Here is a 26691-nt window from a genome sequence, read left to right as displayed (position 1 = left end):
ATTTAACATACAATTGTTAATGATAAAATATACAATAACCTAAAAGAAGTACCTGCCAGCTAAATTGGGCGGCAAAACTGCTATTAATTAAAATTTGTCTCAAGAAGCTAGGCTAAATTAATGAAGATAAATCTAGTCGCAAGCTAGATTCAGCAATAGTTTTAACCTGTTATGACTTGATAAGCTTTAAACTAGAAGCCAGAAAACTTGACGGCCGATCGAGGAGATTTTATGGTGGCCGATAACCGTTCCGAAGTCCGCAAGGTTTTAATAATTACTTTATTACTAAATTTGCTGGTGATGGCAATTAAAGCAGCCGTGGGATGGCTGACTGGTTCCCTCAGTTTGCTGGCAGATGCTTTGCACAGCGTCACGGACAGCGCTAATAATATTTTAGGATTGGTAACTAATCATTATGCCAATCCGCAGCCCGATCGCGATCATCCCTACGGACACCAAAAATTTGATGCTCTCGGAGCTCTGGGAATTGCTGCTTTTCTGGGAATTGCCTGTTTTGAAATTCTCAGCGGTGCTGTCGAAAGGCTGATTAACGGGGGTAAAGTTGTCAAAATATCCCCAAATGAACTGTGGATTTTGCTGATTGTACTGGGGATTAATATTTTTGTCACTTTTTACGAGCGGAGAGTTGGCCAACGTCTCGGTAGCGCGATTTTAGTGGCTGACGCTCAGCACACGATGAGCGATGTTTGGGTGACAATTATGGTCATCGGCGGGTTGATTGGTGTTTGGCAAGGGCAGGTTTGGAATATACCTCTATTACAATCCCTGGATGTGTTTTTGTCTTTTCCTGTGGCTGTTTTGGTATTTAGCAGCGGTTGGAAGGTTTTAAGGGAAAATCTGCCTTGGCTGGTGGATGAAATGGCGATCGCACCGGAAGTTATTCACGCGATCGCGATCAATGTACCGGGGGTTGTCAACTGTCACTCGATCGCCTCCCGTGGTGTGGTAGGGCGTCAAGTATTTATTGATATGCACATGATTGTGGATGCTGTCGATGTAGAAACAGCTCACCGGATTACAGAAGAAGTAGAAGCTCGTTTGGAAGAACGTTTCAGCCCTGTACGCATCTTAATTCATGTTGAGCCGCCGGCTTACCATTCCGACCAAATTAGCTACGATTCTCAAGAGAAGGAAGAAGTTAAGCGTGAAGTTGGGTAACGGATGAGTGTAAGGGATTTAAAGGGTGTAACGGATAGACTGAAGCTGGAAGAGGATGGATGTGAAGGAGGAAATATTTAGGCTGTATTTCTAGCAAACCGCAGGTTGAGGGATGAAGGAGGAAGGCGGTTTTTGCGATCGCAATTGCTCCAATTTTTTAAATGCTATCAATGAAGTTAAAGCGATCGCACTTAATTTAGTGCTAGTTTTCCACAGGAAAAGGGGGGTTTTCCACAGAAATCAGCAAGTTTTCCACAATAGCTTTGATAATTATCGAGCCAAAGACTATTGGTACAAGTTCCGAGTTTTTTGGATTTCTACGGCCATTTTCTGTCGCAAGTTCCAAGGTAGCAGAATTTCGACTTCTGAACCTAAAGCGCGCAACCACCTCAGCGGGTAGTAGTCTGTCTCTCGGTAAGTGACTTGGTAGTAAGCATCGTCGGTTGGGCGAGACTGGAGGATTTGTAAAAGTGCCGATCGGTGTTCTGGGTTGGGAGTATATTGTTTGATTAATGTGGCGGCGCGATCGTACTCTATGGCGTTACAGGTATGGTGAATGCTGATTCCCTGCATATAACTTTGATGAAAAGTGCGATCGAACCGCAATACCATCAGCGCAGTTTCTTTATAAAAATCGCAGCCCCAAGCTTCCTTTAACATATCGTTAACTGTTTTGGGAGTTGGCAGGTTATTTCCCTGATATTTTTCCTTGAGTAATTGGGGAACCCGAGAATCTTGCCAATCCAAGGATTCTAGACGTTTTGAAATAATGCGATCGAGCCGATATTTGTACCAATTAATTTCACCTCTGGGGGTGCTGCCGTAGGCACACAAATATTTAGCTCGATCCATAAAGTAAATACAAACAGGATAAACAACGCACTCTTTAATCTGATTTTGATGAGCGCTGCGATAAGTTAATAGCAAAGGAGCGATATTTTGAGAATCCCACATTTCCTGCAATTCGCTCTGAAATTGATCGACAGCATCTTGCATGGGACTAGATTCGGGTACGAGATAATCAACGTACAAAAAGACGCGGTGATTATCTTCATCAACTAGCTCTTCTGAAAATTGGTCGGCTAATAAAGGCAAACTTGGGTCTAGAAAACTAAACATCCCCAAAGTAGCAGCGAGATAAGCCTGTGTTTTTGGAGTCAAATTGCTGTCTGTATTGGGGTTTTCTGTTTGACAGGAAATTGGCGGTATTGTGTCAACTCTGCGGTAGTTTTTACTTCTACCCGTCACCCTGGTTAACCGTTGCAGCAAATTCCGGCTTACCAAGAAATCGAAGTCATTTTGCAGCGATTTTCGCACCTGAGCGAATAACTTTTCTGCTAAGAGCTTGTCTAAATCCGCATCGGCAATAGCTATTTGTTTTTGCAAAGAATGCCGCCACTCGTTTACAGATACATTCCATTTTGTCAACCACTGTTGCGTTGTTTTGTTGCAAGCACAATTCGGGTCTGAATAGTTAAGAATATCTTCCTGCTTTTCATCTTTGTAATTTTTGCCAAAGAAAGCTTCGCGCCAATCAGCATAGGTAAAGGGGCTGCTAAGGGCAATATATCCCTCGTCGCTGTACAGCCAACTTACCAAAACCCATAACCTAATGGCGCGGGTGAGATTTTGCATTTGGTCGAGTGATCCGTTGGCGAAATCCTCTAGGAGTCTGGGGTGTGGCGGATTGCGAAATGTTGGGTTCATGGTGGGTTGAGGGATTTAAGTTGTGTTTTATAGCGTAAGGGCGATCGGAAGGGGGTGTTTCCGATAGTATGCAATAATCCGGGAGATCAAGTGGGAAGAGCTGATGACTACTTACAAGATTGAACTTCAGGGTGAAGTGTTAAAAATTGGATTTGGAGAAGCTGCTCAAAACGACCAAATTGTGCAAGATGCGGCGGCTCGTTTGGAAGAAATGAGCAATTCTGGGGAATTGTCGGGAGGGCGGCTAATTAAAATTAATGGGTCCACATCTATACCTGTAGCTTGTGTTTTGGCTCACAAAGTTTCTCATCTTTACGGTGCAGTTGGAGTTTTCGATCCCAAATTGGGAAAATATGTAATTGCTATTACTCACAATCCTGAGTATAATTTGGGTGACTTAGTTGATTGATAGTTCGCTAGGTAATTGAGGAAGTTTTAGATATGACATCACAAGAAGTTGCTCTCCAAGTTATCCAGCAAGCTATCTGCACTTTAGCAGATTGGGCTGGGGCAAGTTTGCCCGATGGCTGTCCACTTTCAACAGAAGATACAGAACATCAAGCCGTGGCTAAAGCGAAAGAATTATTGTCATGGAAAAAGCCAGAAGTGAGTTACTTGGCGTTGCTATTTGATGAGGTAAAGTTTCCCGATAGCAAACACAGAGATTTTGAACCTCATTATTGTCCGGTAGTGGCTATCGAAGCTAAGGATAATTGTTATCCATCTATTCCTTATCCATTGACAGAACCTCCCCATTTAGAAAACTACAAAGAAAAGGTAAAAAAAGAGTTAGAAAATCTTCGCGAACAAGACTGCAAAAACTTATCGCTGCTAACTATGGTGTTAGAGAAGTATGGTTCTTGTCTCAGTTCTGGCGAGCGGAATATTGCTTTAATAGATATGGTGCGATCGACGGCGGCTGTTGCATCTGCTTTGGTTGACAATCATGATGCCAACGAAATCGGTTTAATTGCTGGCGATTTATCGGGAATTCAAAAATTTATTTACACGATTTCTTCTGACGGGGCGCTGAAATCTCTCCGCGCTCGAAGTTTTTATCTGGAATTAGTCACTGAAGAAATTGTTCAGCAGCTTTTGGAAGAGTTAAAGTTACCACGTACTAATGTTATTTATGCGGGTGGCGGTAATTTATATTTGCTGGCCTCAAATGATACAAGCAAGGTAAAAGCTACTTTAAATACTATTCGAGACCGCTTTAACAAGTGGCTCAAAAATACGTTTCAAGGTAAACTATTTTTAGCTATCGATTATTTGCCTGTGCCAACTACAGCTCTCAAAAGTAAAGAATTTGCGGATATCTGGACACAAGTAACTAAGAACCTGGCCAAGCAGAAACTCCGCAAGTTTGAAAGTGACCTTCATGACTTTATCCAACCCAAACCTAGTCATGAACCTTGCCGAGTTTGCCACCGTGATGATTTGCAGAGTCTCAAAAGTTTAAATCGCCGTGAGCCTGATTCATCTCGTGCTTGTTGGATGTGTCGCACCATGTTTGAGCTGGGGGATGAATTGTTTGATGTTAAGGCAATAGTCCGCTCTAAGCGATCGAACATTAAAGGCGGAGTAGGCAGAATTTATTTGCCAAATTTTTATTACTACTTTTTTCCTGAATGCGAGGGAGCTTTAGAAGTAGCTAAAGATGATGAAACAGTCTTGCTCGTTAACAATTGGGACTTAAAAAAATATCACAAAAATAATACTGTGCCGCTTTTGTTAGGAAACTATGCCCTGCGGAGCGAAAAAAAAGAAAAATACCAAAAAAAGGCTGGATTTATACGAGCGAATGAGATGGCTGAGAAAGCCGAGGGTATTGCTAGAGTTGGCTATTTGCGGATGGATGTAGATAGGCTGGGGAGAATTTTTGCTGAAGGTTTGGGTAAAAATCAAACGTTACCGAGATTGGCTGGACTTTCTCGCCAAATGAGTTACTTCTTTAAAGTCTATCTCAACAGTTTGGCAAAAAACCGCAAGGAGAATTTCCTACAAACTCGAAACAGTGTTAAAATCTTAGAGAATGCAAAATGCTTGACAGAGGACGAGCGCCCAAATCTCCTGTTCATCTACGCGGGTGGCGACGATCTATTTGTCAGCGGTGCATGGAATGAAATAGTTGAATTTGCCTTTGACGTTTACCAGTGTTTCCGAGCTTATACGGGAAGAAACCCAGATATTACGTTATCTGGGGGAATTAGCATCGATTGTGCTAAATTTCCTCTGTATCAAGCGGCTAAAAGATCTGGCGAAGCAGAAGAAGCTGCTAAAGGTAATGGGCGGGATAGTTTAGGTTTGTTTGGAGGTAAGTTTAAATGGGATGAATGGTTGGGAATTCAAGAAAACTGGGATGTCATAGACGAGGAAATTATAAACTACTTAAATACCGAGTTTAAACCAGATTTGTGGGGGATATTTCCCATTGTCGAACAACTGAAAAATCTAGAGAGCAATTACTCCCGAAGTTTTATTCGCAACCTGTTGATGACTGCGGAAGCTCAAGAAAATATTCTGGCAAAAATTCAGGATAAATCAGAAGAGCAACAAAGGGAAATTCGTTACTACTTACATTTGCCTAAAATAGTTTATACTTTGGCGCGACTTCCCAGTCAAGTCCGAGACAATGATAATTTTGCCCCGGTGCGAACTTCTCTAAAAAATCCGTATAACGCGCCTTATTTTAGGGCGATCGCAACTTGGCTTGAACTACTCAACCGCTTATAAAAATGCCTGAACCACCTAAAAAACCCAATTCTCCAAATGTCTATAATTCTCCAAATAGACAACAGGAAAAACAACAACTACACACCTCGACAGACAAGACGGTTCAGTCAACTGAACAGACTTTAGAAATTACGCAAAAGATAGTCAAAACCATTACTGGATTAGAAAGTTTAAAAACTTATCCGATTCGCGACTTGGTTAAACACGCTGAGGATTTTGGCCCTTATTTGAAGCAGCAACGATTAGAAACTAATCAGGTTCGGAAGTTCCTCGACGCTGTGAACCAGATGAAAGTCACTTTGGCTCAAACGAATGACTTTTCTAAAATAGAAATAGAAGTAGTTCTACTTAAACCAAAACTAGCCTACGCCGCAGCCAGACAAAAAGCTGCAAAACCGATGAGTGAGGTGATGTCAGCGGCGATCGACAAAGTACGCAGCACCGAAGATTTTGAGCGTCTCGTTCAACTGATTGAATCAATTATTGCTTATCACAAAGCAGAAGGTGGAAAATAGCTATGCCTGTATATCTTACACAAAAACCTTTACTCGGTAAAGTTCGCATTACCAGTACGCTGAATGTAGAAACCGGATTGCATATTGGTGGAGGCGGAGAAAGTCTCGACATCGGAGGACTTGATAAACCGGTCATTCGCGATCCTTTAACTCAGCATCCTTATTTACCTGGTTCGTCAATTAAAGGCAAACTGCGTTCCATTCTAGAACGATTGGAAAACAAGCCAGTTAACAGACCTGGTGGAAGCGGTACTTATCGCTACGAAAGCGATGATTTAGTAGATGGATTTACCGAAGTTAAGCAAGGAAGAGAAAAACCACCTCTGCTAATTTTTTACGATGGCGCTAAAACTTGCAAAGTCTGTCGCGTTTTTGGATCTACGGGGGAAGATTGTTGGGTAAAAACTGATGTGGTTGAAGCAGAGCAATTAGAAGCAGTAAAAGACAGTTCCAAGCGAAGGATTGCTAAAGCTAATGATGGCAGTAGATTGGGGAGTTTTGTAGAGGAAAGAGAAGGCGAAATTGGAGAATTATACACTAAAGTTAAAGGACGGAACGCCACAGCCCGTTTGATTGTTCGGGACTGTCATTTACAGAGGGAATCTGCAGAAAAACTTGAGAGGGTAAATACCGGACTTTACATGACAGAGTGGAAGTTTGAAAACGGTATCGATCGCATTACAGCAGCAGCCAATCCCAGACAAGTAGAAAGGGTTCCTGCTGGGTCAAAATTTCAGTTTGAACTGATCTACACGGTTGAAGATGCTTCTCAAGCTATTGAGGATTTGCAGAATCTGGCGATCGCACTTGCATTATTAGAAGATGATGCTCTCGGCGGACACGGTTCTCGCGGCTATGGCAAAGTCAAATTTGCGGATTTTCAGTTTTCTTTTCGCAGTTTAAATCAATACCGTCAGATAGCCAGCGGAGAATCAGGTTTGCCCCCAATTCAACCCGTGGCTAATACAGAAGCACTTCTCGAAAACTTCAGCCAATTTCGCGAGGAAATTCAGCAGCGATTGCTGCCAGGAAATGGGGGCGAAGCATGAATAACTGGAGATTAGTTAAACTCAATTTTGGCAACTCTCCCGCTCATTTTGGGGAATTGGGAATTGGGATGGAGGAGACGAGCGATCGCGTGCGTTCTGACACTCTATTTAGTGCTTGGATTAGTGCTTGCGCTCGATTGTTTAAGAAGGATGACTTTGAGAAAGTATTGCAGCGGTTTCTCAACCCGCAGCCATCCGTAACGATGAGTTCGACGTTTGTCTATCGCCATCACAACGATCGCGATATTTACTATTTGCCGCGTCCTTTAAAGTTTCCCGCTAACTACCCTGCTGGTGACGGAGACTTAGAATTTTTCAAGGCTTACAAAAAGATTAATTATCTGCCTTTAGAAGTGTGGCATAAATGGTATCAGGGAGAAGGATTTACCAGTGAGGACAGACAAGAACTAATTAAGGAGAGTAACAAGAAAAAATCTGAGTGCTTTTTGCGCGAACAGGGAACTTTTAGCTATAAAGAAGCCTTTAAAATCGGTCAAGAACCAAAAATAGCAGTAGACCGCGTTACCAGAGCAACCAACTTTTATCATACAGGTTTTGTGCAATTCCAATGGGAGCAAAATGGTAACGATATCAAAAGTCTATCGGGTTTGTACTTCCTGCTGAACTTTTCTCAGAAAGACGAAACCTTAGAAAATCAACTCTATGCTGCTTTACAACTGCTTGGTGAAGAAGGAATAGGAGGCGAACGCAGCAGCGGTGCAGGACACTTTGAGGTTGAATGGTTGTCGTTACCTGAATTTTGGCAAAAAGTAGTGGATTTCAAGGCAAGTCATTACAGTCTAATGAGTTTATTCTGGGATGATGATTTGTCAGCGCTAAAGCATTTGATAACCGAAGATAAAGATGCTTGCTATGAAACTATAGAGCGAGGAGGTTGGATTTCATGGCAACAGTTGCGCCGCCAAATGCTGCGAATGTTTGTGGAAGGTTCGGTTTTTTCGTCGCCGCCGTTAGGAAAAATTGCTGACGTTACACCTCATCAATTAATAGATAAACAAACTAAAAAACCTAAAAATCATCCGATCTACCGCAGCGGCATTAGTTTAAGTCTTCCTATCAAAGTCAAGAGTGAATAAATATCATGACTGCTACTTCTCACCTTGCCATCAAAAAACCTGAAGCTTCCGAATCAAAGCGGATTCAGCTAACAAGTCCTCTTTTACATATCGGCTCAGAAGTCTCGCGCTTGAATCCTTTTGAATATGTCCAGACATCTAAAAGGGTTTATCTCCCAGATCGGGAAGCTTTAGCAAAAGTGCTGTATCAAGGGGGTCGATTGGACGATTATATTCGTACTATTGAAGAGTCCAAAAATATTACTAAATTGCTTGAAGATGTTTTGGGCGATCAATGGTGGAATGCTACAGGTGAAGATGGCGATCGCATTTTTCCTGAAATTGCCGTCAGTCATAAATGGACTGAAAATCCGGTGACAGATTTGCGTCCGATGATTCGCAACGGCATGGGACAATTGTATATTCCCGGTTCGTCGATTAAGGGGGCAATTAGAACTGCGATCGCCTACCACCTTCTCAAACATGAAAACAAATATCAACTCCCAGAATCTGCCAGCCTTAGTGTCATAGAAATCAAATTACGAGAAAAACTTGGTAGAGGGGAAGTCGCAAATAAACACAAACAAAAATTTTTAGATGATGAACTATTCATGGATAGTTTATTCACTGATTTTGAGCTATCATATCAAGGGCGATCGGTCAAAAGCAAAATTGGGCCTAACACGGACTTCATGCGAGCCATAAAAGTCAGCGATTCTCAGCCTTTGGAAAAACACCCTAAGCAGGGAAAGAAGGTAGTTTTTAACTTACCTATAGTTGCTGAGGTAGTTGTCTCCAGTCACTTTCGAGATTATAAAGCTAAATATCACGCTCCGATTTATGCGGAAATGGTTCGCAACGTGCAGACTGAATTTACCATCAGTCTGGATACGGAAATGCTGCAATGGTTCACCCACAACCAAGGGATGCAAATACCCTTTAAAAATCTGGATGAACTCCTAAAAATTTGTCAAGAGTTCGCTCAAGAGCAATGGGATGCTGAACACGATTATTGGGAGGATATCCAAACTAATCTATCTCAAGGTAAAGACTTAAATTTTAGCTATATTCAGGAACTATACGAACCCACTGAGTGCCCTTATAGCTTAAGGGTTGGTTGGGCAAGCGGAATGTTGGGAACAACAATTGCTCTGTGTTTAGACGATCGCCTGACAGCAGAAATTCGCGATACTTGCGGAATCAAAGCACCGGGTTTTGAAGCACCAAAATCGCGGCGGACTGTTGTAGATCATAAGGGCGATATCAAATATGTACCTGGATGGGTAAAGTTTAAGCCATGCTAATTCGTTCTACCTGGACATTAACTGTATCCGAACCCGCTCTTTTGCCGCGCGCTTACCATTTAGAATTGGTGAAGGAGTTGCATCGCCGATTAGACTTAGAAGTCGGGAGTGAGGCTGTACCTTCTGTAAGTTTTTCAGGAATTCAGGGTTTCTACCAAGTTTCAAAAGATTTTCAGACGTTTACACCAGATGAGTTTTATACCTTGTCTTTGTCTGGTTTGCAGGAAAATGCTGCAAAAGCGCTCGCCTCCCTGAATCTCTCACCATCTCTCGAATTTCTAGGTGCTAAATTTGATATAATTAATCGACAAGATGAAATCACCAGCTACGAACAACTTTACACAGAACTTGTAGCCAATGAACCCGAACCCGTCCGCCGCTTCGACCTTAAATTTACAACTCCGACTGCTTTCGCACAAGGTTCGGCACACTTAGCTTTACCCGTTCCCAATCAGATGTTTCGCAGTTGGTTAGAAAGGTGGAATCACTTTGCTCCTGTTTATTTGGGGAGTGATGAATTAATCGCTTATTTGAGTCAGGCTGTTTTATTAAAACACCACAAGATTCAAACGCGATCGCACCAGTTGCCGAGAGGATATGTAAACGGGTTTGTTGGTCAAGTAACGCTGCAAATTCCTTACCGCACTGATTCCTTGCTAGCTAATGTAGCGAATCTACTGACTCAATACAGTCAGTATTCAGGTACGGGAATTAAAACCCGTCTCGGAATGGGTCAGACAACTATTAATTTATATCCAAGAGGAAACCATCAATGAGCAAAACTAAAATCATTACATTTTTAGGCGATCGAGGCGCCATGCAAACCACATATAGCTACAATAAAAATTGTTATATTGGTGGAGTTTTTGCGGAAGCATTACGCCTGTTTTGCAAATACGACACCATGTTGGTGTGTGTAACAGAAAAAGCCAAAACAAATACTTGGCCTGTACTGGAAGCATTGCAAGATCCGCGCATTCAGGCAATTGATATCCCCACGGGAAGAACTACCGAGGAAATGTGGGAAACTTTTCAAACCATCACTAAATATGTTGATGAAGGCGATGGCGTAATTTTTGATATTACTCACGGACTGCGTTCATTACCATTTCTGGTGTTTTTATTTGCGGCTTATTTGAAAGCTGCTAAAAAGGTTACGATCGAAGCTATTTATTACGGCGCATTAGAGTTAGGTAACAAAAACGAGGGCATACCTGCACCAGTGATTGATTTATCAGAGTTTGTATCCATGATAGATTGGATTACAGCCACGACTCAATTTGTCGAAATAGGAGACGGGCAACCGCTTGCTAGTTTACTTGAAGGTGCTATTCCATCCAATGAAGAGTTGAAAAACTATCCAAATACTAGACCTCTAAGAGATCAGCTTAAACAATCTGCCAAAGCTATTGAAGATATATCACTTGCTTTGAGCCTTACACGACCGATTGAAACAATGGAATCTGCAACTAAGCTAGAAGAAATTCTTCGTCAAGCTACTACAAGTTTTGCTGAACGAGCTAAACCATTTTCCTTACTATCAGAAAAAGTGGTTCAAGAGTATGGGCAATTTGCTCTCCCCAATCCTAAAGATGAAGCAGCATTAAGCGAGAATCTGCGACTACAATTTCAGATGATTAAATGGTACATTGACCGAAATCAATTGGTACAAGCAGTTACTTTAGCACGTGAGTGGTTGGTTTCTATCTTAGCCCTGCGATTTGAGGAACCCATGTTCGATGAGAAAAACGGTCGTAACTTTGTAGAAGCTGCTCTCAATAATGCAGTTGAAATGAATAAACCTCATCCTCGTCCTCCTCTTGATAGCCGTTGCAATGAAAAGTTTGCAGCTTTGTCAGAAGCAGGTGAACTTGCTAGTGTTTGGAGTAAAATGACTGAATTGCGTAATGATATTGCTCATGTTGGCATGAATCTGAAACCTCAAGCGGCAGCCAAGCTTAAAAAGAAGGCTTCATCACTCTATCCTCGACTGAAAAAGCTTGGAGAAAGCTTACTGCCACAAAAATAAACTGTGAGGTAAATATTATTTTTGCCGATCGCACACTCCAACTCCCCCATCCCCTGAAGCGCAATCGCCTTTTGCTCATGCTAAAATCAGCTCACTAAAATACGCAACCTAAATCTGGTAAGCGATTATGCCCTTCAGTGCTTGTAAAACCATCAGTTCAGTCCTCAAAGAATTTCAGATTACCTACACCGAATCTAATTTTATAGTAGAAACAGAGTTTCATGTCTCTGACTATTTTCGAGAAGATTTAGAATTTACAATGCGAGAAGGAGTGGTTGATAATTCTGAATTTGCAATTTGTGAAAATTTGATTTATCCAGTGCTCAAAGAAGTTTGGAAGCGCTATTATAGCGGGTTTGTTTTGTGGAGCCATCAATCTCTCACCTACGATCAATATCTTTCTGGATTTCCTGAATATATTTTGGCTAAACGTTCTTCATTAGGAAAAGTGGTTTTTGAACAACCTTACTTTCTGTTAGTGGAAGCGAAACAAGATAACTTTGAAAATGGATGGGCGCAGTGTTTGGCGGAAATGATTGCGGCACAGCCACTGAATCAAAACTCAGAGCAAGATGTTTTTGGAATTGTATCAAATGGGGGAGTCTGGCAGTTAGGCAAACTCAAATCTAATGTTTTTACTCGCAATCAAATGTTTTATACAATTCAAGAATTAGATCGGCTTTTTGCCGCGATCAATTACGTGTTTCAACAGTGCGAATGGCTGCTGGATGCTGAAATTGCCGATCGCAATTAATCCGCTTCCCCAATCAAGGTAAAAGCCGCCCAATTGCTCGGTTGAGGGTGCTGTCGCATCGTCACTAACATTGCCTGCCGCAGCGCTGCCGCTTTATCGGAATTCTGCTGCAATTGACGGTAAAATTCTGTCATCAAATCCGCTGTCGGTGCGTCGGGCACAAACCACAGCGATACTACAATACTGGAAACTCCCGCAGCAATAAACGATCGCGACAATCCCAGCACTCCATCTCCCGAAATCGTTCCCCTACCGGTATTGCAAGCGCTCAGTACCACCAATTCCGCGTTCAGCTTCAGGTGGAGAATCTCCCCAGAAGTCAGCAAACCGTCACCTGCCCCCCCCCCTGAATCGGCGGTAGTTGAAGTCATAGCCCCCCCTTGATGTAGGGGCAATCCCGCTGTTGTTGCCCCGGTTGGGGGGGTGCGATCGGGTGCAAGCGCGATCGCACCCGGTACTCCCAAATCCATATCTTGCAATTCGTTGAGCAATCCGTGAGTCGCTAGATGAATGATTCTCGCTTGCGGCATCTTCTGCACGATCGCCCTTTCTGTAGCATCCTTGCCGACAATAGCTTGCGTTTGGAGTATTCTCGCAATTGCGATCGCTTCCTGTTCGGCCCCGGGCAAAGGACTCAAAGGTGTCGGCGCCTCATCCGGGATCGATCGAATGCTGGGCATTGTCGGATTTCCGACTACCAATAACTGCGAACTCGGGTGCGATCGCAGCCGCTGCCGGTGCTGGCGAGTTAAACCCAATACTTGAATTGAAGGTGCAATTGAGACAGTATGTTTTTCTATTATATAATTTCCCGCTGCATCTTGTAAAGCTGCAAATGGAATTAAAAACAGCACGCCTTGGGGGATGAAAATTACCCGGTCGCCCTCATTTTTTGGCAAAATATTGGCGAGGGGTTCTATCAATAATTTGTATGTTTGATGCAGGCGGCGGTTGAGTCTTCGAGTTGAAACCGCTGCCGAATTATTTGCACTTTCTGCGGCGCGGGCATCCGGTGCAGAACCGCGAGTTCTGCCCGTAGCAGCAGCTACTAGCGTATTCCTCGCCACATCAGCCAGGGAAATATCTAAATTGCTGGTATCAATTTGGCGGAAAGCAATATCGCCGCTTGGGGCTATCGCCCATACATAAAGTTTTTCATCAACAATTGAATATTCAATTAATGTCGCTTTTTGCTCCGCAGCTATCCGTTTAATTTGCGCTAAATTTGGCGGTTTTGGCAGAGCTAATTGTTCGGAATTCTCAGTTCCCAGGCGAGAAGCCAACAGCTCGGCAAATGCTCGCGCCCTGCCTCTTTCCGCAATTTCTAAAGCGGCTTCTATTTGGTTTTGAGCAATCAAAGCTTGTTGCAAAAAACTGTAAGTTTCAGCTTGTTTTTCAAACAGCGATACTTTATTTTCGTCAGTCAATCCCGGCCGCAGGGATTCCCAAACTTCCACTGCGGTCATTAATTTCTTTGTTGCCTCCTCAAAGCGGTCGCTTTTTAACAAAGTTGCGCCGATATTGCTGAGAGTATAGCCGACACCTGGGCTGTTATTTACTTCCCGAAAAATGGTTAAAGCTTGCTGGTAGAATTGCAGCGCTGTTCGATCGGACTTTTGCTGGCGGTGAACAGTTCCCATGCGATCGAGGGTGACAGCTTCTCCGGGGCGATCGCCGATTTCCCGCCGAATTGCCAAAGCTTGTTCTAAAGATGCCAAAGCTTTTTGATATTCAGCGAGATTGCTGTAAGCAAAACCGATATTAGTTAAAATTCGACCTACTCCCATGCGATCGCCCGCTGCTTCCAAAATCTCCAACGCTTGTTTGTAGTAAGATAAAGCTTCGGTATATGCACCTTGATTGCTGTAATTCAAGCCAATATTATTGAGAGTAGTTCCTTTACCTCTAGCGTCCTTTACTTTATCAAAAATTGCCAAAGCTTGCTGGTAAAATTCCAGAGATTTTTTATACTGACCGAGATTGTCGTAAACGGCCGCCATGTTATTGAGAGTGATCGCTTCACCGAGCGCATCTTGGACTGCGCGGCGGAGTGCCAAAGCTTGCTGGTAAAATTCCAAAGCTTTTTGATACTGACCGAGATTGCGGTAAACTGCTGCTATGTTTGTCAGGGTTGTGCCTTGCTCTTTCCGAGCTTTGTGCTGTTGAAAAATGGTCAGGGCTTGCTGATAGTAATTGAGCGCTTTTTGCGACTCGCCTAGATTGTTGTAAACCAAACCAATTTGGTTTAGCGTTGCTGCTTCTGCTTGCGGAGCGCTCATTTCCCTGAGAGTTGCCAAAACCTGCTCGAATGTTTTCAAAGCTGTGCGGAGTTGACCTTTATTTAATTGCTCGGTAGCTGCTTGATAAAGCTGTTCTGCTTTCGATTTGTTGGTTTCCCGAACTGTTGGGGTTTGTGCCAGAGAGATTTGAGGACAGAAAAATATCTGCCCAGATGGAGACGCCCACAGCAGCAGCGTTGCAGTCGCTAAAAATAGGCATCGGGTATAAAATGTTTGGCAGTCGATCGCCACAAGCAGCTTCTATTCTTAGGATTATAATAATGAGTGTAGGTTATTTCTGTAAATTCACTTATAAATTATGAGCAAATTTTACAATTCTCAAGGATGGCGCGATCGGGCGGCGGTGCTAGCGGGAATTTTTGGCCTCAGCAGTCTCTTGATTTTACCCGTCTTAGCGCAATCTAACCGCGAATCCCAGAGCACTTTTCAGCCCTCTTCCGTACTTGACTCCCCCCAGCGATCGGGCGGCAACATTGCAGATACTCTCAAGAGAGAAAGCGAATTCCAAACTCTTGCTTCTGTGTTGGCTGTTGCTGGTTTGACGGATCTACTCCGACAAGAAGGTCGTCCTTTAACAATTTTCGCTCCTACCAATCAAGCTTTTCGTAAAAATGCCGCTGTTTACAATCAGCTACTCCAGCCGCAAAACAAGGAGAAATTAGCGAGAGTTTTGAAATATCATTTAATTGCTGGCAGTGTCACTGCTGAAGATGTGAATAAAGGGGAAATTAAAACAGTTGAAGGCGGCACGGTGAAAATTCGCGTCGCACCTGATGGAGTGATTATGAATGATAATGTTAAAGGAGTTCAACCGTCTATTGAGGCTAAAAATGGGGTAATTGTGCGGGTAGATAATTTACTTTTACCCCCGGATTTATGAAACTGACTTTGATGCGATCGGGCATTTCGGTAGTCCGACAGTTCGGCAGGGGTTTAAACCCCTGCCTCATAGCTTAAGTTGGTTGATACCGACTGTTAATTACGATCGCACTTCCGATAAATTTTAGTTTTCTTTTAGAGGACTTTAGCTGTGAGACCGCGGTTGAAAACCCCTGTCGGACTATCGGAACGATCGACCAACCCTCAGAACGATGAAAAAACTGCGTTAACAATTGCCAATAATCAACTATCAACTGTCAACTATCAACTGTTTGCTGCTACTTCCAATTTCCCACTAAAACATAAGGCGCCCAGAAATATGGATGCTGGTATTTGCTATCTTTTAAAAGCTTGACTTGAGCTCGGCGCAGCGCTTCAGCTTTGTTAACCTGCCCTTGAGATTTAGCTAATTCGCTGTAGAATTCGCTCATAAACACAGCCGTGCTTTCATCGCTAACTTGCCACAGCGTCGCTAGGGTGCTGCGAGCGCCCGCGCGCACCGCAACTCCGGCCAATCCCAAAGCGGCCCTGCTGTCTCCGGCTACGGTTTCGCAAGCGCTTAAAACAAGCAGTTCGATCGGTCTTTTTCGATCTGTTACCCGCAGCAATCCATCTAAATCTTTAACATTTATCTGTCCGTTCCAGTCGAGAATAAATGTTCTTTCAGCGTTGGAACTAAACTGTCCGTGGGTGGCGATGTGAACTACAGGAAAAGGCACTCGATTGATAGTAGCTTGCAGGTTAGCTTTGGTAAAATTCTCATTTTCGCGCTTGTCATTATTCGGCAGTGTTTCGGCAATATCGTTCAATTCTCTTTCGACACCGGGCAGCGGATTGAGATTGTTTGCTTGAAAGCTGGGGGCATTAGCGGCGCCGGCAATTAAGGCTCTTAACTGCGCTTGCGAGAGAGGTTGCGGGTTTAGCAGTTGCAAACCGGGCGTGAGAGCGATCGCATATTTTTCTACTAAATATTGACTGCCGTCGTGGAGCACTGCCATCGGGATATTTCGCAATTCGCCGTCGAGGACAAAAACTAATATTTTGGCTTGGCTTTCTTGCAGTCCTGTTTCGATAGGGCGGATCAACCAATTATAGACTTTTTGAGTTAAAGGCAAAAAGTTATTGCGGCTGGCTGTGGATTGAAGAGAAGCGTTTTTTTCGCCCGATCGCAATTCTATTAAAGTATTTTCTAGTTCTTGTTGAGTGACAGCCTGACTGTTATTATCCGGGTTAGTGGGAGTGTACAAAAGCAATTTGCCACCGGGCAAACGAACTATTACTTCTAGCTGCTGTTCGAGGATAATTGGATAGATAATTGCTGCGGTGCGATCGACTTGATCGATTTGTTGGGTTTTGACATCAATGCAGGCATCTTGAAAGAAGTTGTTGAGTTCCGCTATTTGCAGGGATTCTATGACATCTCGAGCTTGTTTGAGAGATTTTTGGCTGTCATCAATTTTGCCTTTACCAATCAGAGATTTGGCGACTTGCAAGTTCAGCGCTACTAATTGGCGGTAAACTGGTTCTACGCTGTCGCGGAAGGAAAATTGCACTTCGGGATTGAGCGCTACCAAGTCGCTGCGGAGCGATCGCAAATTTTCAAACGCATTGGTATAAGCTGCAACTGCTGTTTCAATATACTTTTCGGCTTGGTCGGTATTTCCCAAGCTTTTCTCAATATCTGCTTGCGCTTTGTGGATGCGTCCCAACTGCCAGAAATATTGATAGGTAACGTCGGCTGCTTTGGAGGATGAAACTAAGCTTAAAGATCGATATGTCAAATTTTCTGCCAGTTTCCACAGTTTCGAGCTTTCGTACAGAGTACCCAAACTGCCAACTGCATAAGCTTCTGCTTTTTTATCCCCCAATGTTCTAGCTTGGTCTGCTGCTTTTGTCAAGATTTTATTAATCTCGCTAGCTGTTGGCAATTGTAAAGGCAATCTTGCTGCGGTTGCCCCTCTTTTGCTCAGTTTGATATAATTTTGAGCTAAGTTAATTTGAGCGTAAATTCCGCCTCTGCTGGCGGGCAAGTTATTGATTTTTGCTTGAATGGACGGCCACAAATCCCCAGCTTTTGTTAATTCGCCGTCTCCTATCCACGGCTGGCTTTCTAACAGCAAACTGAGCTGATTTAGTTGGGCTTGAAGTTGGGCTGTTGGAGATGGAGATAGCTGTGCGGCTTCGCGGTAAAAGTTTAAAGCCTCTTGAGTTTTTAAGATAAGTATGGTGGTATCTTGGTCTTGGGGAGGCAGCAAGATTTGCCTTTCGACAAATGCTCTGGCTGTATTCCCCAAACCGAGCATTGCTGTACTTTCCTCTAAGGGCGATCGCAAATTCCGCGCCACCGTTAAACTCGATTCTAAAATATTTTGAGATAGCTGCAAATTGCCGATAACTCGCAGAATTTCGCCGAGACCGTACATTGCATCAAATTTCAGCAGCGAATCGGGTCGGTTTGCGATAATTTCTAACTTTTTGCTTGCGCTTTCTGGCGGTAACTCGGTTAAACTTTTACAGTCTTGGATATCCAGAGCGAAAGCATTTAGTAAAGTTTTGCAAGCTCTGGGGTAAAGACCCAAATCTTGCAGGGCTTGGGATTGATTTATCAGATTTTGAATTGCAGCGTCTTTGTTCTCGATTTGAGTATAAATTTCGGCGGCTTTTTGCCAAGTTTCGATCGCAGTTTCTGAGTCGCCGCTGGCTCTTTGCAGCCGCCCTTGAATGTCGAGGCTTTGGGCAAAAATTCGCTGTTTTTCCGAGCTATTTGCTAATTTTTGCAGGAGATTGATGCTTTGGTCTATCGCAGTTTTTGCCTGCTGCCACTCTCCGAGTTGCTGGTAGGTGAGCGACAGATTGCTGAGTGCCATTGCTTGATTTAAACTGTCGCTTTTGGCGGCAAATGCAGCGGCGGCTTGCTGCCAGATATTCGCAGCGCTCTCGAACTGTCTCTGTCGGTAAAAATCTTTAGCTTGCTGTACTAACTGCGGGGTATTTTGTTGAGCTTGAATAATTGGGATTTGAGCTGTTGCCGAGAGGATGGGCGGCACTGCTGTGGAGATGATAAATAATACAGCAAGCGCGATCGACCAGTGCCTGCCGTACAGTCTTTTGATGGCTGCAAATAGAGCGATACCCGCCAAAATATCGAGTATTTTTTGAATTTTTCTCATCTGTTTGCGTGCCATTTACGGTTCTCAGCTAAAGTTCATCTCGATCGAGCCCCATCGCCCTCAATCTTTCGGCTAAACCTTCTGCCCGAACAGCGCTGCTGTTCGGCTTGCTGCGCCGGCTCCTTCGGCAGTCGTGGCAATCCAATTACCATTAGCATCATACCAGCGCAGGCGATGCCACCTTCGGCCAACACAAAAGCGCGGAGATTATTAGTTGCTCCATCATAACAGATCGAACTCTATCAGCGTTAATTTGTGTTAACCGGCTGATATCTGCGGTTGAAAGATCACATTGTACTCCGGTAAATCAACGCAGATGCGGCCCACAAGCAGCCCGATTTTGAACTCGATGATTTGTTCCCGTACCTGCAGGGTTATAGCCAACTAAAATTACTTCCCCCCGTTCGTTTTGAATCCACCCATTAGCAGCCACAATTATCGGCGCAGTTTCCCCATTCCCTCCCTCAATATTTGATAGCGGCTGCGTTTGCAGTGTATTTCCCGAATTTGCCGGTGCTGCGGGATCGACTAAATTAACTCGCACGCTGTCGCTATTTAACGCTTCGCCGGGATTCGCAGGCAAGCCGCCGCGCCCGGTAATTGTGAATTCGCTTTCCCGCCCTCTTTCGCAGGGATTCTGCCCGATCAATGCCGCCGGATCGACAACGTTTTCCGGCAATTCGACTAACCCAGATGCGGGGTCAATATCAGGAGTTACGATTGTTACCGTGCCGCTAAGGGTGGGGTCTGTTTGAGAAATTGCTACGATATCGCTGGTCGGCAAAAATCTCTGGCTGAACTCTGTATCGAGAATTTGCTCGCCTGTCAATCGAGATTCTACTTGCTGTCTTGTCTGCGATTTTGACCCAAAAATTGCTTGAGAAGAAATCGATATTACTCCCCCTCCTCCATTTCGGGCGTTGGCTGTAATGTCGCTATTTCCTAATCCAACTAATGTACTGAGTCTGAGATTAATATTCCCGCCGTTGGTATTGTCGGCATTAGTAGCGATCGCGCTATTTCTCAGCAATTGCAATCCCGATGAATCTAATTGTATTTCCGCTCGTTTCCCGGCTTGCGTGTTGGCTTCAATGCTGCCTGTTTCTAAACGGATGTTGCCGGCTTTAATGTTGATGCTGCCTGCATTGTTCCGCAAATTTTCCGCTGTTTGCAGCGGTTGAAAAGTCTGGCTGCTTGCCGTTATTTGGGCGCCGTTTCTGACAGTAACAGATCGGGCTGCGATCTTGATATTGCCGCCAAAACCGCCTTGCGCCCGCTCGGTAACAGTGGCAAAAATGCCCGATCGCTCGCTGGGATTGGCGCTGTTGCTGCCGGCAATCACCACGCGATCGCGCACGCTGATGTCAGTATTGCCCGCGATCGACCGATTAGCCGGATTCCCCCCAGAAGTCGCAGTTTCCAGGCGAGAACCGTTGCTGAGCGCCAGCGATCGCGCGTTTATGACAATTTCGCCGCTTTTTCCGAGCACTTCATCTCCCACCGCGGTGACAATAAAACCGCGATCAAGCGTCACCCCTTCGCGCACGTTAACAATCGCATTTCCCGCATTTCCCCGGGAGGCCGGCTTTTCGGCTTCTGCTTTGCTAGCGCGCGTTACCAGCGCCGCGCCGTTTGTCAGGGAGAGCGATCGCGCCACAATGCTGACATCGCCGCCGTTCCCCACAGCACCGCTGTCAACTTCCGCTTCGATCCGGCTGCCGCCAGTCAGGGAAACTGCATCTCCCGCACGCAGGGTAATTTGACCGGCATTTCCCTGTCCCGACGTACCCGTCCGCAGCTTAGCGCCGTCAGCGAGGGAAATTGAGCCCCTGCTAGCAGTAATTCTAATTTTACCGCTCCTGCCGACAACGCCGTTGCCGATGTTGGCGACGATCGCAGTATCGCTCCCAGTCAGGGAAACGCGATCGCGCACTTCCACAGCTATATTGCCCCCTTTTCCTTGACCGGCGGGGTTTTGAGCGTCGGCTTTCCGAACGCCGCTCAGCAGCACCGCACCGTCTCTGACAAACAGAGAACCCGCCCTCACTTCGATCGGCCCGGCATCGCCGACACCTCCGCTTTTAACATCGGTTTCGACGCGGCTGTTCGCGATCGCCACCGCATCCGAAGCGTTGATGCTGATGCTTCCGGGCACAGCGCCCCCCAAATTGAAACCCGCGAGCACGCCCGCATTCAGAGAGCTCTGCGAAGCAATGTCTAAATTTCGAGCGGCGATCGCAATGCTGCCTCTGCCGCTAGCTGACACGTTCAGGCTGGCGCGGTTGTTCAGGGATACGTCAGCGCGCGCCGCGCGATCGGGAAAAATCAAGCCGTTAGCGCTCAATTCCACAATTCCCGCCGCCGCCAACCCTCCCAATTCAATTCTGCCATCAGCAGCAGTCAAACTTCCTGCCGCTGAAACCGTCACTCCTGCCGTTCCCGGTGCGGTATTTTGCCCCCCCACTAAAGCCAAAATTCTGCCATTTTGTACCTCAAGTTTGCCGCCTGCATTCAGAATTCCTTTTTCCGTTCCCCGAAACTGCAAACCTACAGGAATATTCACAGTTAACAGCGGCGCAGTTTGCGGATTAGCTGCACTGAAATTCAATCCGCCTCTAAATACCAAACTGCTCGCAGTTGAGGCATAAAAAGCACCCCCGACATCCAAACGCGCCTTCGGCCCGAAGACAATACCGTTGGGATTGAGCAAAAATAAATTGGCATTTCCCAAAACGCCGATCGTTCCCAAAATATTAGAAGGATTGCCGCCAGTTACCCTAGTCAAAATATTTTCCACACCCGCCGGATTGGCAAAATAAACTGCCCTGCCTTCGCTGACGTTAAATTCTCGAAAACTGTGGAATAAATTAGCACCGCGCACCGCGCCCCCCTCTGCGCGATCGCCCGGAATTCCTTTAATCCCGACATTCGGCGCAACCAGAGAATTTTCGGCCCCTAAAGTCGTGTCGGGAACGAGCTGCGCTGTGGCTGGAGTCGAACAGCAAAGATTTGCTAGTTCGGCAAAGATTAATGCACTCAGAAATAAAATTGATTTCATGACGGTTAAAATAGTTGTTTGGCGATCGCCTCCAGTCCTTGACGCATCAACGCCGCAGCAGGTCGATATTTCTGTATAATATCAGCTCACCCTCGGGCCATCATCCAAACTAGAAAACCCAAGATTTGCTCGACCGGAGGTAGCGGATAATCGGTAAGATCGATGGACGCGCATTGCTATTCTAGCTTGAGAAACCGCCAAACCGTACCGCTAGTAACCGTCCCGTAAATCGTCGATATCGGCTGTTGCTTTTGTCGGTTAAACCGTTGAGCCGCCACCATTTCTGCGTAGTGCCAATCCCGTTACCTTGAAAGTCTGGATCGACAGCTACCATGTAGATTTTACCCATGCGCGACTCGGAATCTAGTTTCACAGCTACAAAACCCACGGTTGAATCAGCGGCGATCGCCACCCATACATTTGTGTCTTCAATAGCAAATATAAATGTTATGTGTAAGTCCCGCGTTAATTACATGACTTGCACATAACATTTAGAACTCTCGAAAATTGAAGATCGCAAGCCGCCAATCGAACGCGATATTATTCCCATTCGATCGTTCTGGGCGGCTTAGAATTGATGATGATTACAAATACCGATCGCAACTTGGACAACGGTACAACATTGATGGGAGTTGTGCGGATAAGCTTTACTTTATAAAATGTTAAAAATTGTGCCTTTCGGACATTTTTTAGATATAAGTTGGTGGCACAATTATCTATCTTTAGCCCTGGGCGCATTAATACCTTTATAACCGGGTGTTTTACCCTCGTTAAAGGCTAATTATGCAGTTTGTTTGTCCATCAAACCCGGTTTCTGGCAACCCGTGCTTCCAGGACTATATCTTCCTTTACAAAGGTGACTTGATTCCGATTTGTGGTATATTTTCTGGGCGAGGGGATTTTTTAGGACAATGTTCGATATGAAACGTTTAACATTAAAATCAATGCTGGCGGCGGCGATCGCGATCGCCTTTTGCTTAATTGCGATCGCCAGCTACGCCCAAGCCAACAAGACTTTAACACTGGCGACTTCTCCAGACTACCCGCCCTATGAATTTAAAGATACGGCTGTTAGCGGCAACGAAATCATCGGTTTTGACATCGATATTGCCAAATATATTACTAAAAAATTAGGCTACGAACTGAAAGTAGTTGGCATGGATTTTAACGGCTTAATTCCCGCTTTGCAGGCGGGAAGAGCCGATTTTGTGATGGCTGGAATGACTCCCACAGCAGAAAGGAAAAAAAATGTTGCTTTTTCTGACCTTTACTACGAAGCTCAAAATACAATTGTCGCCAATAAAGGCAGCAATTTGACCAAAGCTGAAGATTTAGCCGGGAAAAAAGTAGGCGTTCAACTCGGAAGCATTCAGCAGGAAGCTGTGAAAAAAATGCCCGGTGTGCAACTGGCTGCTCTCAATAGGATTCCTGACATCATTCAAGAAATTAAATCGAACCGCATCGCCGCAGGAGTGATCGAGGATACTGTTGCTACGGGTTATGCAGCAGCGAACCCGGACTTGGAATTTAACACAATTCCGAATACTGAAGAAAGCGGTTCGGCGATCGCCTTTCCCAAAGGTTCGAGATTAGTTCCAGAATTCAACCGAGTCCTCCAGCAAATGAAAGCCAGCGGTCAAATTAAGGAACTAGCTACTAAGTGGTTTTCTCGACCGATTCCGCAAGAACTTGCTCAAGCAACTCAGCCTCCGGTAGCGCCCAAGTTCGGGTTAGATTTTGGCAAAATCTTGCCGAGTCTGCCTTATATTTTGTCCGGGCTTGGGGTAACGCTAACTTTTACCTTGCTGTCGGCATTTCTCGGATTTATCTGGGGAATCGTCCTGTCTCTGTTTAAGATTTCTAGCATTAAACCGCTGTTCTGGTTTGCCACTGCTTATACCTCTATTTTTCGAGGAACGCCGCTAATTTTGCAGTTGACTTTAGTTTATTTTGCAACGCCGCAGCTTACGGGCTATAATATATCGGCGCTGCAAGCTGGCGTGATTACTTTTTTCCTGAATTCTGGGGCTTATATTTCCGAAACAATCCGCGCGGGAATTCAAGCCGTAGATAAAGGTCAAAAAGAAGCCGCAGAATCCCTTGGCGTTCCCTACAAACTGATGATGGGCGATATTATCTTGCCGCAAGCGTTGAAAAATATTTTGCCTGCATTGGTGAATGAAAGTATTGCTTTGCTGAAGGATTCAGCTTTAGTTTCAGTAATTGGCGTAGAAGACTTGCTGCGCCGCGCTACAATTGTGGGAGCAGAAAAGTATATTTACTTTGAACCTTTGATATTTGTCGGCGCAATTTATTATTTGATGGTGCTTAGTTTAACTTGGGGGGCCAATGTACTCGAACGCAGACTCCAAAGTAGCAGTTAAGGTCGATCGCCTGTATAAATCTTTTGGCAATCTGAAGGTTTTGCGCGAGATAACTACTGAGATTCATAAAGGAGAAGTGATTGCCATTATCGGCCCTTCGGGGTGCGGCAAGTCTACTTTTTTGCGGTGTTTGAATTTACTGGAAATTCCGACTTCGGGACACATATACATTGACGGAGTGGATATTACTTTGCCGAAGGCAGATATTCTGAAAATCCGCCAGAAAGTGGGGATGGTTTTTCAGCATTTCCACTTGTTCCCGCACATGACTGTGCTGCAAAATGTGATGTATGCCCCTGTAAAGGTGAAGCAGGTTGCTAAGGATGAGGCGCGTCGGAAGGGGTTAGAATTGCTGGAAAAAGTGGGTTTGTCAGATAAGGCAGAGGTTTATCCTTCTAAACTTTCGGGAGGACAAAAACAGCGGGTGGCGATCGCCCGCTGTTTGGCTATGGAACCGGAAATTTTGTTGATGGACGAACCGACTTCTGCACTCGATCCAGAAATGGTTAAAGAAGTGTTAGAGGTGATGAAAGCTTTGACGAAAACGGGCATTACAATGGCGATTGTAACTCACGAAATGGGTTTTGCGCGGGAAGTCGCCCACCGGATTTTGTTTCTGGATGGGGGAAAGGTGGCGGAAGATGTGCCGCCGCAGGAGTTTTTTAGCAACCCGAAGTGCGATCGCGCCAAGCAATTTCTGGAAAAAATGCTTTAATTCATATAAGAATTAGAGTTTTTAACCGCAGAGGACACAGAGTAAGAGGAGAAAGAGACAGTTGCGGTAGGGTGCGTCATCTTGGAGATGCTCGATCGGCACAAAAATTCGAGTTCCGGGACACCCTTTGTTGCCGACCTGCATCAGTGGTGAGCCTGTTTAAATGAAACTGAAATCGCTGGCGCTTATTATGCTAGCAGAAACTCCGTTTAAAGCAGCTATAATTTCTCCTGTTTCCCCAAACTGAATCAATGTTGCACCGCTATTTTCAGTAAGAGTTAATTGCTCGAATGTCAAGCCATTAGCTAGCATCAGCAAATCTTTTCCAGCTTCAAAATCGGCAATAATATCGATACCGGAATTTGCAGACAGTAAAAAGCGATCGCTCCCAGCACCTCCAATTAAACAATCATCCCCCAAACCGCCAATCAGAGTATCATTACCTTTGCCACCAATCAAAGTATCATTTCCCTCGCACCCGTCTAGCAAATCATTGCCAGCACCTCCACTCAGATAATTATTGCCAGCACCTCCGCAGAGGGTATCATTACCATAATCGCCGTAGAGAGAATCCTCGCCTTCGCTGCCGAAGATTATATCATTTCCCTTGCCTCCAAATGCGAGATCGCTGCCTTTGCCACCGTCTATAAAATCATCACCTTCACCGCCAAAAATTAAGTCGTCGTCTTGTTTACCATTTATTGAATCATTGCCGCGATTTCCGAAGATGATATCTTCGCCTTCATTGCCAAGGATGATGTCATTACTTTTGCCGCCAAAAAGGATATCATCTCCCTTGTTGCCGTCAATAAAGTCATTGCCTCGCTTGCCGTAAAGGAGGTCGTTTCCTTCACCGCCGTAGAGGTTATCATCGCCTAAATCCGCATCGAAAATATTCGGATTTGGGCTGCCGTAAAAAGCATCATTTTCTGACGTGCCAAACTGAATTTTATCGCTACCATCGCCGTTGATAATGTTGTCAGCTTGGTTGGGGCGATCAACTTTTGGATACTCAATAGTATTGCAAATGCAATCAGTATCACTTCCTGGTGTAACAACGGGTACTGATGGTGTTGGGGTCGGTGTTGGGGTCGGAGTTTCCGCAGGCGTCGGAGTTGGTGTTGGGGTCGGTGTTGGGGTCGGAGTTTCCGCAGGCGTCGGAGTTGGAGTTGGAGTCGGAGTTTCCGCAGGAGTGGGAGTCGGAGTTTCCGATGGTGTTGGCGTTGGCGTCGGTGGAGTCGGAGTCGGAGTTTCCGATGCTGTTGGCGTCGGAGTCGGGGTTGGTGGAGTCGGAGTCGGAGTTTCCGCAGGAGTCGGAGTCGGAGTTTCCGCAGGAGTCGGAGTCGGACTTGGTGGAGTTGGCGTCGGAGTTTCCGCAGGAGTCGGAGTCGGACTTGGTGGAGTTGGCGTCGGAGTTTCCGCAGGAGTCGGCGTCGGAGTCGGTGGAGTTGGCGTCGGAGTTTCCGCAGGAGTCGGCGTCGGAGTCGGTGGAGTTGGCGTCGGAGTTTCCGCAGGAGTCGGCGTCGGAGTCGGTGGAGTTGGCGTCGGAGTTTCCGCAGGAGTCGGCGTCGGAGTCGGTGGAGTTGGCGTCGGAGTTTCCGCAGGAGTCGGCGTCGGAGTCGGTGGAGTTGGCGTCGGAGTTTCCGCAGGAGTCGGCGTCGGAGTCGGTGGAGTTGGCGTCGGAGTTTCCGCAGGAGTCGGCGTCGGAGTCGGTGGAGTTGGCGTCGGAGTTTCCGCAGGAGTCGGCGTCGGAGTCGGTGGAGTTGGCGTCGGAGTTTCCGCAGGAGTCGGCGTCGGAGTCGGAGGAGTTGGCGTCGGAGTTTCCGCAGGAGTCGG

Annotated in this window: 20 protein-coding genes; 13 read left to right on the top strand and 7 right to left on the bottom strand. The window is 45.4% G+C overall.

The window, feature by feature from the left end; genetic code table 11:
• Positions 1–231 precede the first annotated feature (231 nt).
• Positions 232–1179 (top strand): CDF family zinc efflux transporter Cdf31, encoded by a 948-nt coding sequence (cdf31, locus tag NDI35_RS26610; RefSeq protein ID WP_445315357.1) that lies wholly within the window; start codon positions 232–234, stop codon positions 1177–1179.
• Between the two features lie 285 nt (positions 1180–1464).
• Here cdf31 and NDI35_RS26605 read toward each other — a convergent pair whose 3' ends face one another.
• Positions 1465–2886, bottom strand: a complete 1422-nt coding sequence (locus tag NDI35_RS26605) for a TIGR03985 family CRISPR-associated protein (RefSeq protein ID WP_445315356.1) — start codon at positions 2884–2886, stop codon at positions 1465–1467.
• Positions 2887–2989: 103 nt separating this feature from the next.
• Between NDI35_RS26605 and NDI35_RS26600 the strand changes: the two genes are divergently transcribed.
• The 9 genes from NDI35_RS26600 (at position 2990) to NDI35_RS26560 (ending at position 12349) form a co-directional block, all read left to right on the top strand.
• Positions 2990–3295 carry a CRISPR-associated protein Csx3 gene (locus NDI35_RS26600; RefSeq protein ID WP_445315355.1) on the top strand — a complete coding sequence of 102 codons (306 nt, stop codon included), beginning with the start codon at positions 2990–2992 and terminating at the stop codon, positions 3293–3295.
• A 32-nt stretch (positions 3296–3327) separates the two neighbouring features.
• Positions 3328–5622 (top strand): type III-A CRISPR-associated protein Cas10/Csm1, encoded by a 2295-nt coding sequence (gene cas10, locus NDI35_RS26595; protein WP_445315354.1) that lies wholly within the window; start codon positions 3328–3330, stop codon positions 5620–5622.
• A 2-nt stretch (positions 5623–5624) separates the two neighbouring features.
• Positions 5625–6137: a type III-A CRISPR-associated protein Csm2 gene (csm2, locus tag NDI35_RS26590; RefSeq protein WP_445315353.1), complete on the top strand. Its 513-nt coding sequence runs from the start codon at positions 5625–5627 to the stop codon at positions 6135–6137.
• A gap of 59 nt (positions 6138–6196) precedes the next feature.
• Positions 6197–7186: a type III-A CRISPR-associated RAMP protein Csm3 gene (csm3, locus tag NDI35_RS26585; protein WP_445315366.1), complete on the top strand. Its 990-nt coding sequence runs from the start codon at positions 6197–6199 to the stop codon at positions 7184–7186.
• The gene (gene csm4, locus NDI35_RS26580) at positions 7183–8283 is read left to right on the top strand and encodes a type III-A CRISPR-associated RAMP protein Csm4 (protein WP_445315352.1); all 1101 of its coding nucleotides are present in this window, start codon (positions 7183–7185) and stop codon (positions 8281–8283) included. The genes csm3 and csm4 overlap by 4 nt, the downstream gene beginning before the upstream one ends.
• 5 nt (positions 8284–8288) lie before the next feature.
• Positions 8289–9566 carry a type III-A CRISPR-associated RAMP protein Csm5 gene (csm5, locus tag NDI35_RS26575; RefSeq protein WP_445315351.1) on the top strand — a complete coding sequence of 426 codons (1278 nt, stop codon included), beginning with the start codon at positions 8289–8291 and terminating at the stop codon, positions 9564–9566.
• Positions 9560–10342, top strand: coding sequence for a CRISPR system precrRNA processing endoribonuclease RAMP protein Cas6 (gene cas6 / locus NDI35_RS26570; RefSeq protein ID WP_445315350.1), 783 nt, complete (start codon positions 9560–9562; stop codon positions 10340–10342). The genes csm5 and cas6 overlap by 7 nt, the downstream gene beginning before the upstream one ends.
• The gene (gene csx2 / locus NDI35_RS26565) at positions 10339–11595 is read left to right on the top strand and encodes a TIGR02221 family CRISPR-associated protein (RefSeq protein ID WP_445315349.1); all 1257 of its coding nucleotides are present in this window, start codon (positions 10339–10341) and stop codon (positions 11593–11595) included. The genes cas6 and csx2 overlap by 4 nt, the downstream gene beginning before the upstream one ends.
• 127 nt (positions 11596–11722) lie before the next feature.
• On the top strand, positions 11723–12349 hold the full coding sequence (locus NDI35_RS26560; protein WP_445315348.1) for a hypothetical protein: 627 nt from the start codon (positions 11723–11725) through the stop codon (positions 12347–12349).
• On the opposite strand, the gene NDI35_RS26555 is transcribed toward NDI35_RS26560, so the two are convergent.
• On the bottom strand, positions 12346–14880 hold the full coding sequence (locus NDI35_RS26555; RefSeq protein WP_445315347.1) for a CHAT domain-containing protein: 2535 nt from the start codon (positions 14878–14880) through the stop codon (positions 12346–12348). The two genes, NDI35_RS26560 and NDI35_RS26555, sit on opposite strands and share 4 nt — an antisense overlap.
• A gap of 67 nt (positions 14881–14947) precedes the next feature.
• On the opposite strand from NDI35_RS26555, the gene NDI35_RS26550 reads away from it, so the two are divergent.
• Positions 14948–15529: a fasciclin domain-containing protein gene (locus tag NDI35_RS26550; RefSeq protein WP_445315346.1), complete on the top strand. Its 582-nt coding sequence runs from the start codon at positions 14948–14950 to the stop codon at positions 15527–15529.
• Positions 15530–15806: 277 nt separating this feature from the next.
• Here the strand turns inward: NDI35_RS26550 and NDI35_RS26545 are convergent, their stop codons facing one another.
• The 4 genes from NDI35_RS26545 to NDI35_RS26530 form a co-directional block, all read right to left on the bottom strand.
• Positions 15807–18713 carry a CHAT domain-containing protein gene (locus NDI35_RS26545; protein WP_445315345.1) on the bottom strand — a complete coding sequence of 969 codons (2907 nt, stop codon included), beginning with the start codon at positions 18711–18713 and terminating at the stop codon, positions 15807–15809.
• A gap of 20 nt (positions 18714–18733) precedes the next feature.
• Positions 18734–18892, bottom strand: coding sequence for a hypothetical protein (locus NDI35_RS26540; RefSeq protein ID WP_445315344.1), 159 nt, complete (start codon positions 18890–18892; stop codon positions 18734–18736).
• Positions 18893–19005: 113 nt separating this feature from the next.
• Positions 19006–21756: a two-partner secretion domain-containing protein gene (locus NDI35_RS26535; protein ID WP_445315343.1), complete on the bottom strand. Its 2751-nt coding sequence runs from the start codon at positions 21754–21756 to the stop codon at positions 19006–19008.
• A 181-nt stretch (positions 21757–21937) separates the two neighbouring features.
• The gene (locus NDI35_RS26530) at positions 21938–22189 is read right to left on the bottom strand and encodes a GNAT family N-acetyltransferase (protein ID WP_445315365.1); all 252 of its coding nucleotides are present in this window, start codon (positions 22187–22189) and stop codon (positions 21938–21940) included.
• A gap of 487 nt (positions 22190–22676) precedes the next feature.
• Here NDI35_RS26530 and NDI35_RS26525 point away from each other — a divergent pair, with 487 nt between their 5' ends.
• Positions 22677–24140, top strand: coding sequence for an ABC transporter substrate-binding protein/permease (locus tag NDI35_RS26525; RefSeq protein ID WP_445315342.1), 1464 nt, complete (start codon positions 22677–22679; stop codon positions 24138–24140).
• Positions 24106–24855: an amino acid ABC transporter ATP-binding protein gene (locus NDI35_RS26520; RefSeq protein ID WP_445315341.1), complete on the top strand. Its 750-nt coding sequence runs from the start codon at positions 24106–24108 to the stop codon at positions 24853–24855. The genes NDI35_RS26525 and NDI35_RS26520 overlap by 35 nt, the downstream gene beginning before the upstream one ends.
• A gap of 159 nt (positions 24856–25014) precedes the next feature.
• Here the strand turns inward: NDI35_RS26520 and NDI35_RS26515 are convergent.
• On the bottom strand, positions 25015–26691 hold a 1677-nt coding region (locus tag NDI35_RS26515; RefSeq protein ID WP_445315340.1), incomplete at its 5' end, for a calcium-binding protein.

Source organism: Microcoleus vaginatus FACHB-2002, from assembly GCF_040004035.1.
Lineage (GTDB): Bacteria > Cyanobacteriota > Cyanobacteriia > Cyanobacteriales > Microcoleaceae > Microcoleus > Microcoleus vaginatus_C.
The sequence above is the reverse complement of the archived record's forward strand: the minus strand, read 5'-3'. Positions and strand labels throughout refer to the sequence as shown.

Bases quoted from the DNA above. Each gene is read 5' to 3' on its own strand.
- cdf31 (WP_445315357.1), top strand. From the start codon at position 232: ATGGTGGCCGATAACCGTTCCGAAGTCCGCAAGGTTTTAATAATTACT.
- NDI35_RS26605 (WP_445315356.1), bottom strand. From the start codon at position 2,886: ATGAACCCAACATTTCGCAATCCGCCACACCCCAGACTCCTAGAGGAT.
- NDI35_RS26600 (WP_445315355.1), top strand. From the start codon at position 2,990: ATGACTACTTACAAGATTGAACTTCAGGGTGAAGTGTTAAAAATTGGA.
- cas10 (WP_445315354.1), top strand. From the start codon at position 3,328: ATGACATCACAAGAAGTTGCTCTCCAAGTTATCCAGCAAGCTATCTGC.
- csm2 (WP_445315353.1), top strand. From the start codon at position 5,625: ATGCCTGAACCACCTAAAAAACCCAATTCTCCAAATGTCTATAATTCT.
- csm4 (WP_445315352.1), top strand. From the start codon at position 7,183: ATGAATAACTGGAGATTAGTTAAACTCAATTTTGGCAACTCTCCCGCT.
- csm5 (WP_445315351.1), top strand. From the start codon at position 8,289: ATGACTGCTACTTCTCACCTTGCCATCAAAAAACCTGAAGCTTCCGAA.
- cas6 (WP_445315350.1), top strand. From the start codon at position 9,560: ATGCTAATTCGTTCTACCTGGACATTAACTGTATCCGAACCCGCTCTT.
- csx2 (WP_445315349.1), top strand. From the start codon at position 10,339: ATGAGCAAAACTAAAATCATTACATTTTTAGGCGATCGAGGCGCCATG.
- NDI35_RS26560 (WP_445315348.1), top strand. From the start codon at position 11,723: ATGCCCTTCAGTGCTTGTAAAACCATCAGTTCAGTCCTCAAAGAATTT.
- NDI35_RS26550 (WP_445315346.1), top strand. From the start codon at position 14,948: ATGAGCAAATTTTACAATTCTCAAGGATGGCGCGATCGGGCGGCGGTG.
- NDI35_RS26545 (WP_445315345.1), bottom strand. From the start codon at position 18,713: ATGGCACGCAAACAGATGAGAAAAATTCAAAAAATACTCGATATTTTG.
- NDI35_RS26535 (WP_445315343.1), bottom strand. From the start codon at position 21,756: ATGAAATCAATTTTATTTCTGAGTGCATTAATCTTTGCCGAACTAGCA.
- NDI35_RS26525 (WP_445315342.1), top strand. From the start codon at position 22,677: ATGAAACGTTTAACATTAAAATCAATGCTGGCGGCGGCGATCGCGATC.
- NDI35_RS26520 (WP_445315341.1), top strand. From the start codon at position 24,106: ATGTACTCGAACGCAGACTCCAAAGTAGCAGTTAAGGTCGATCGCCTG.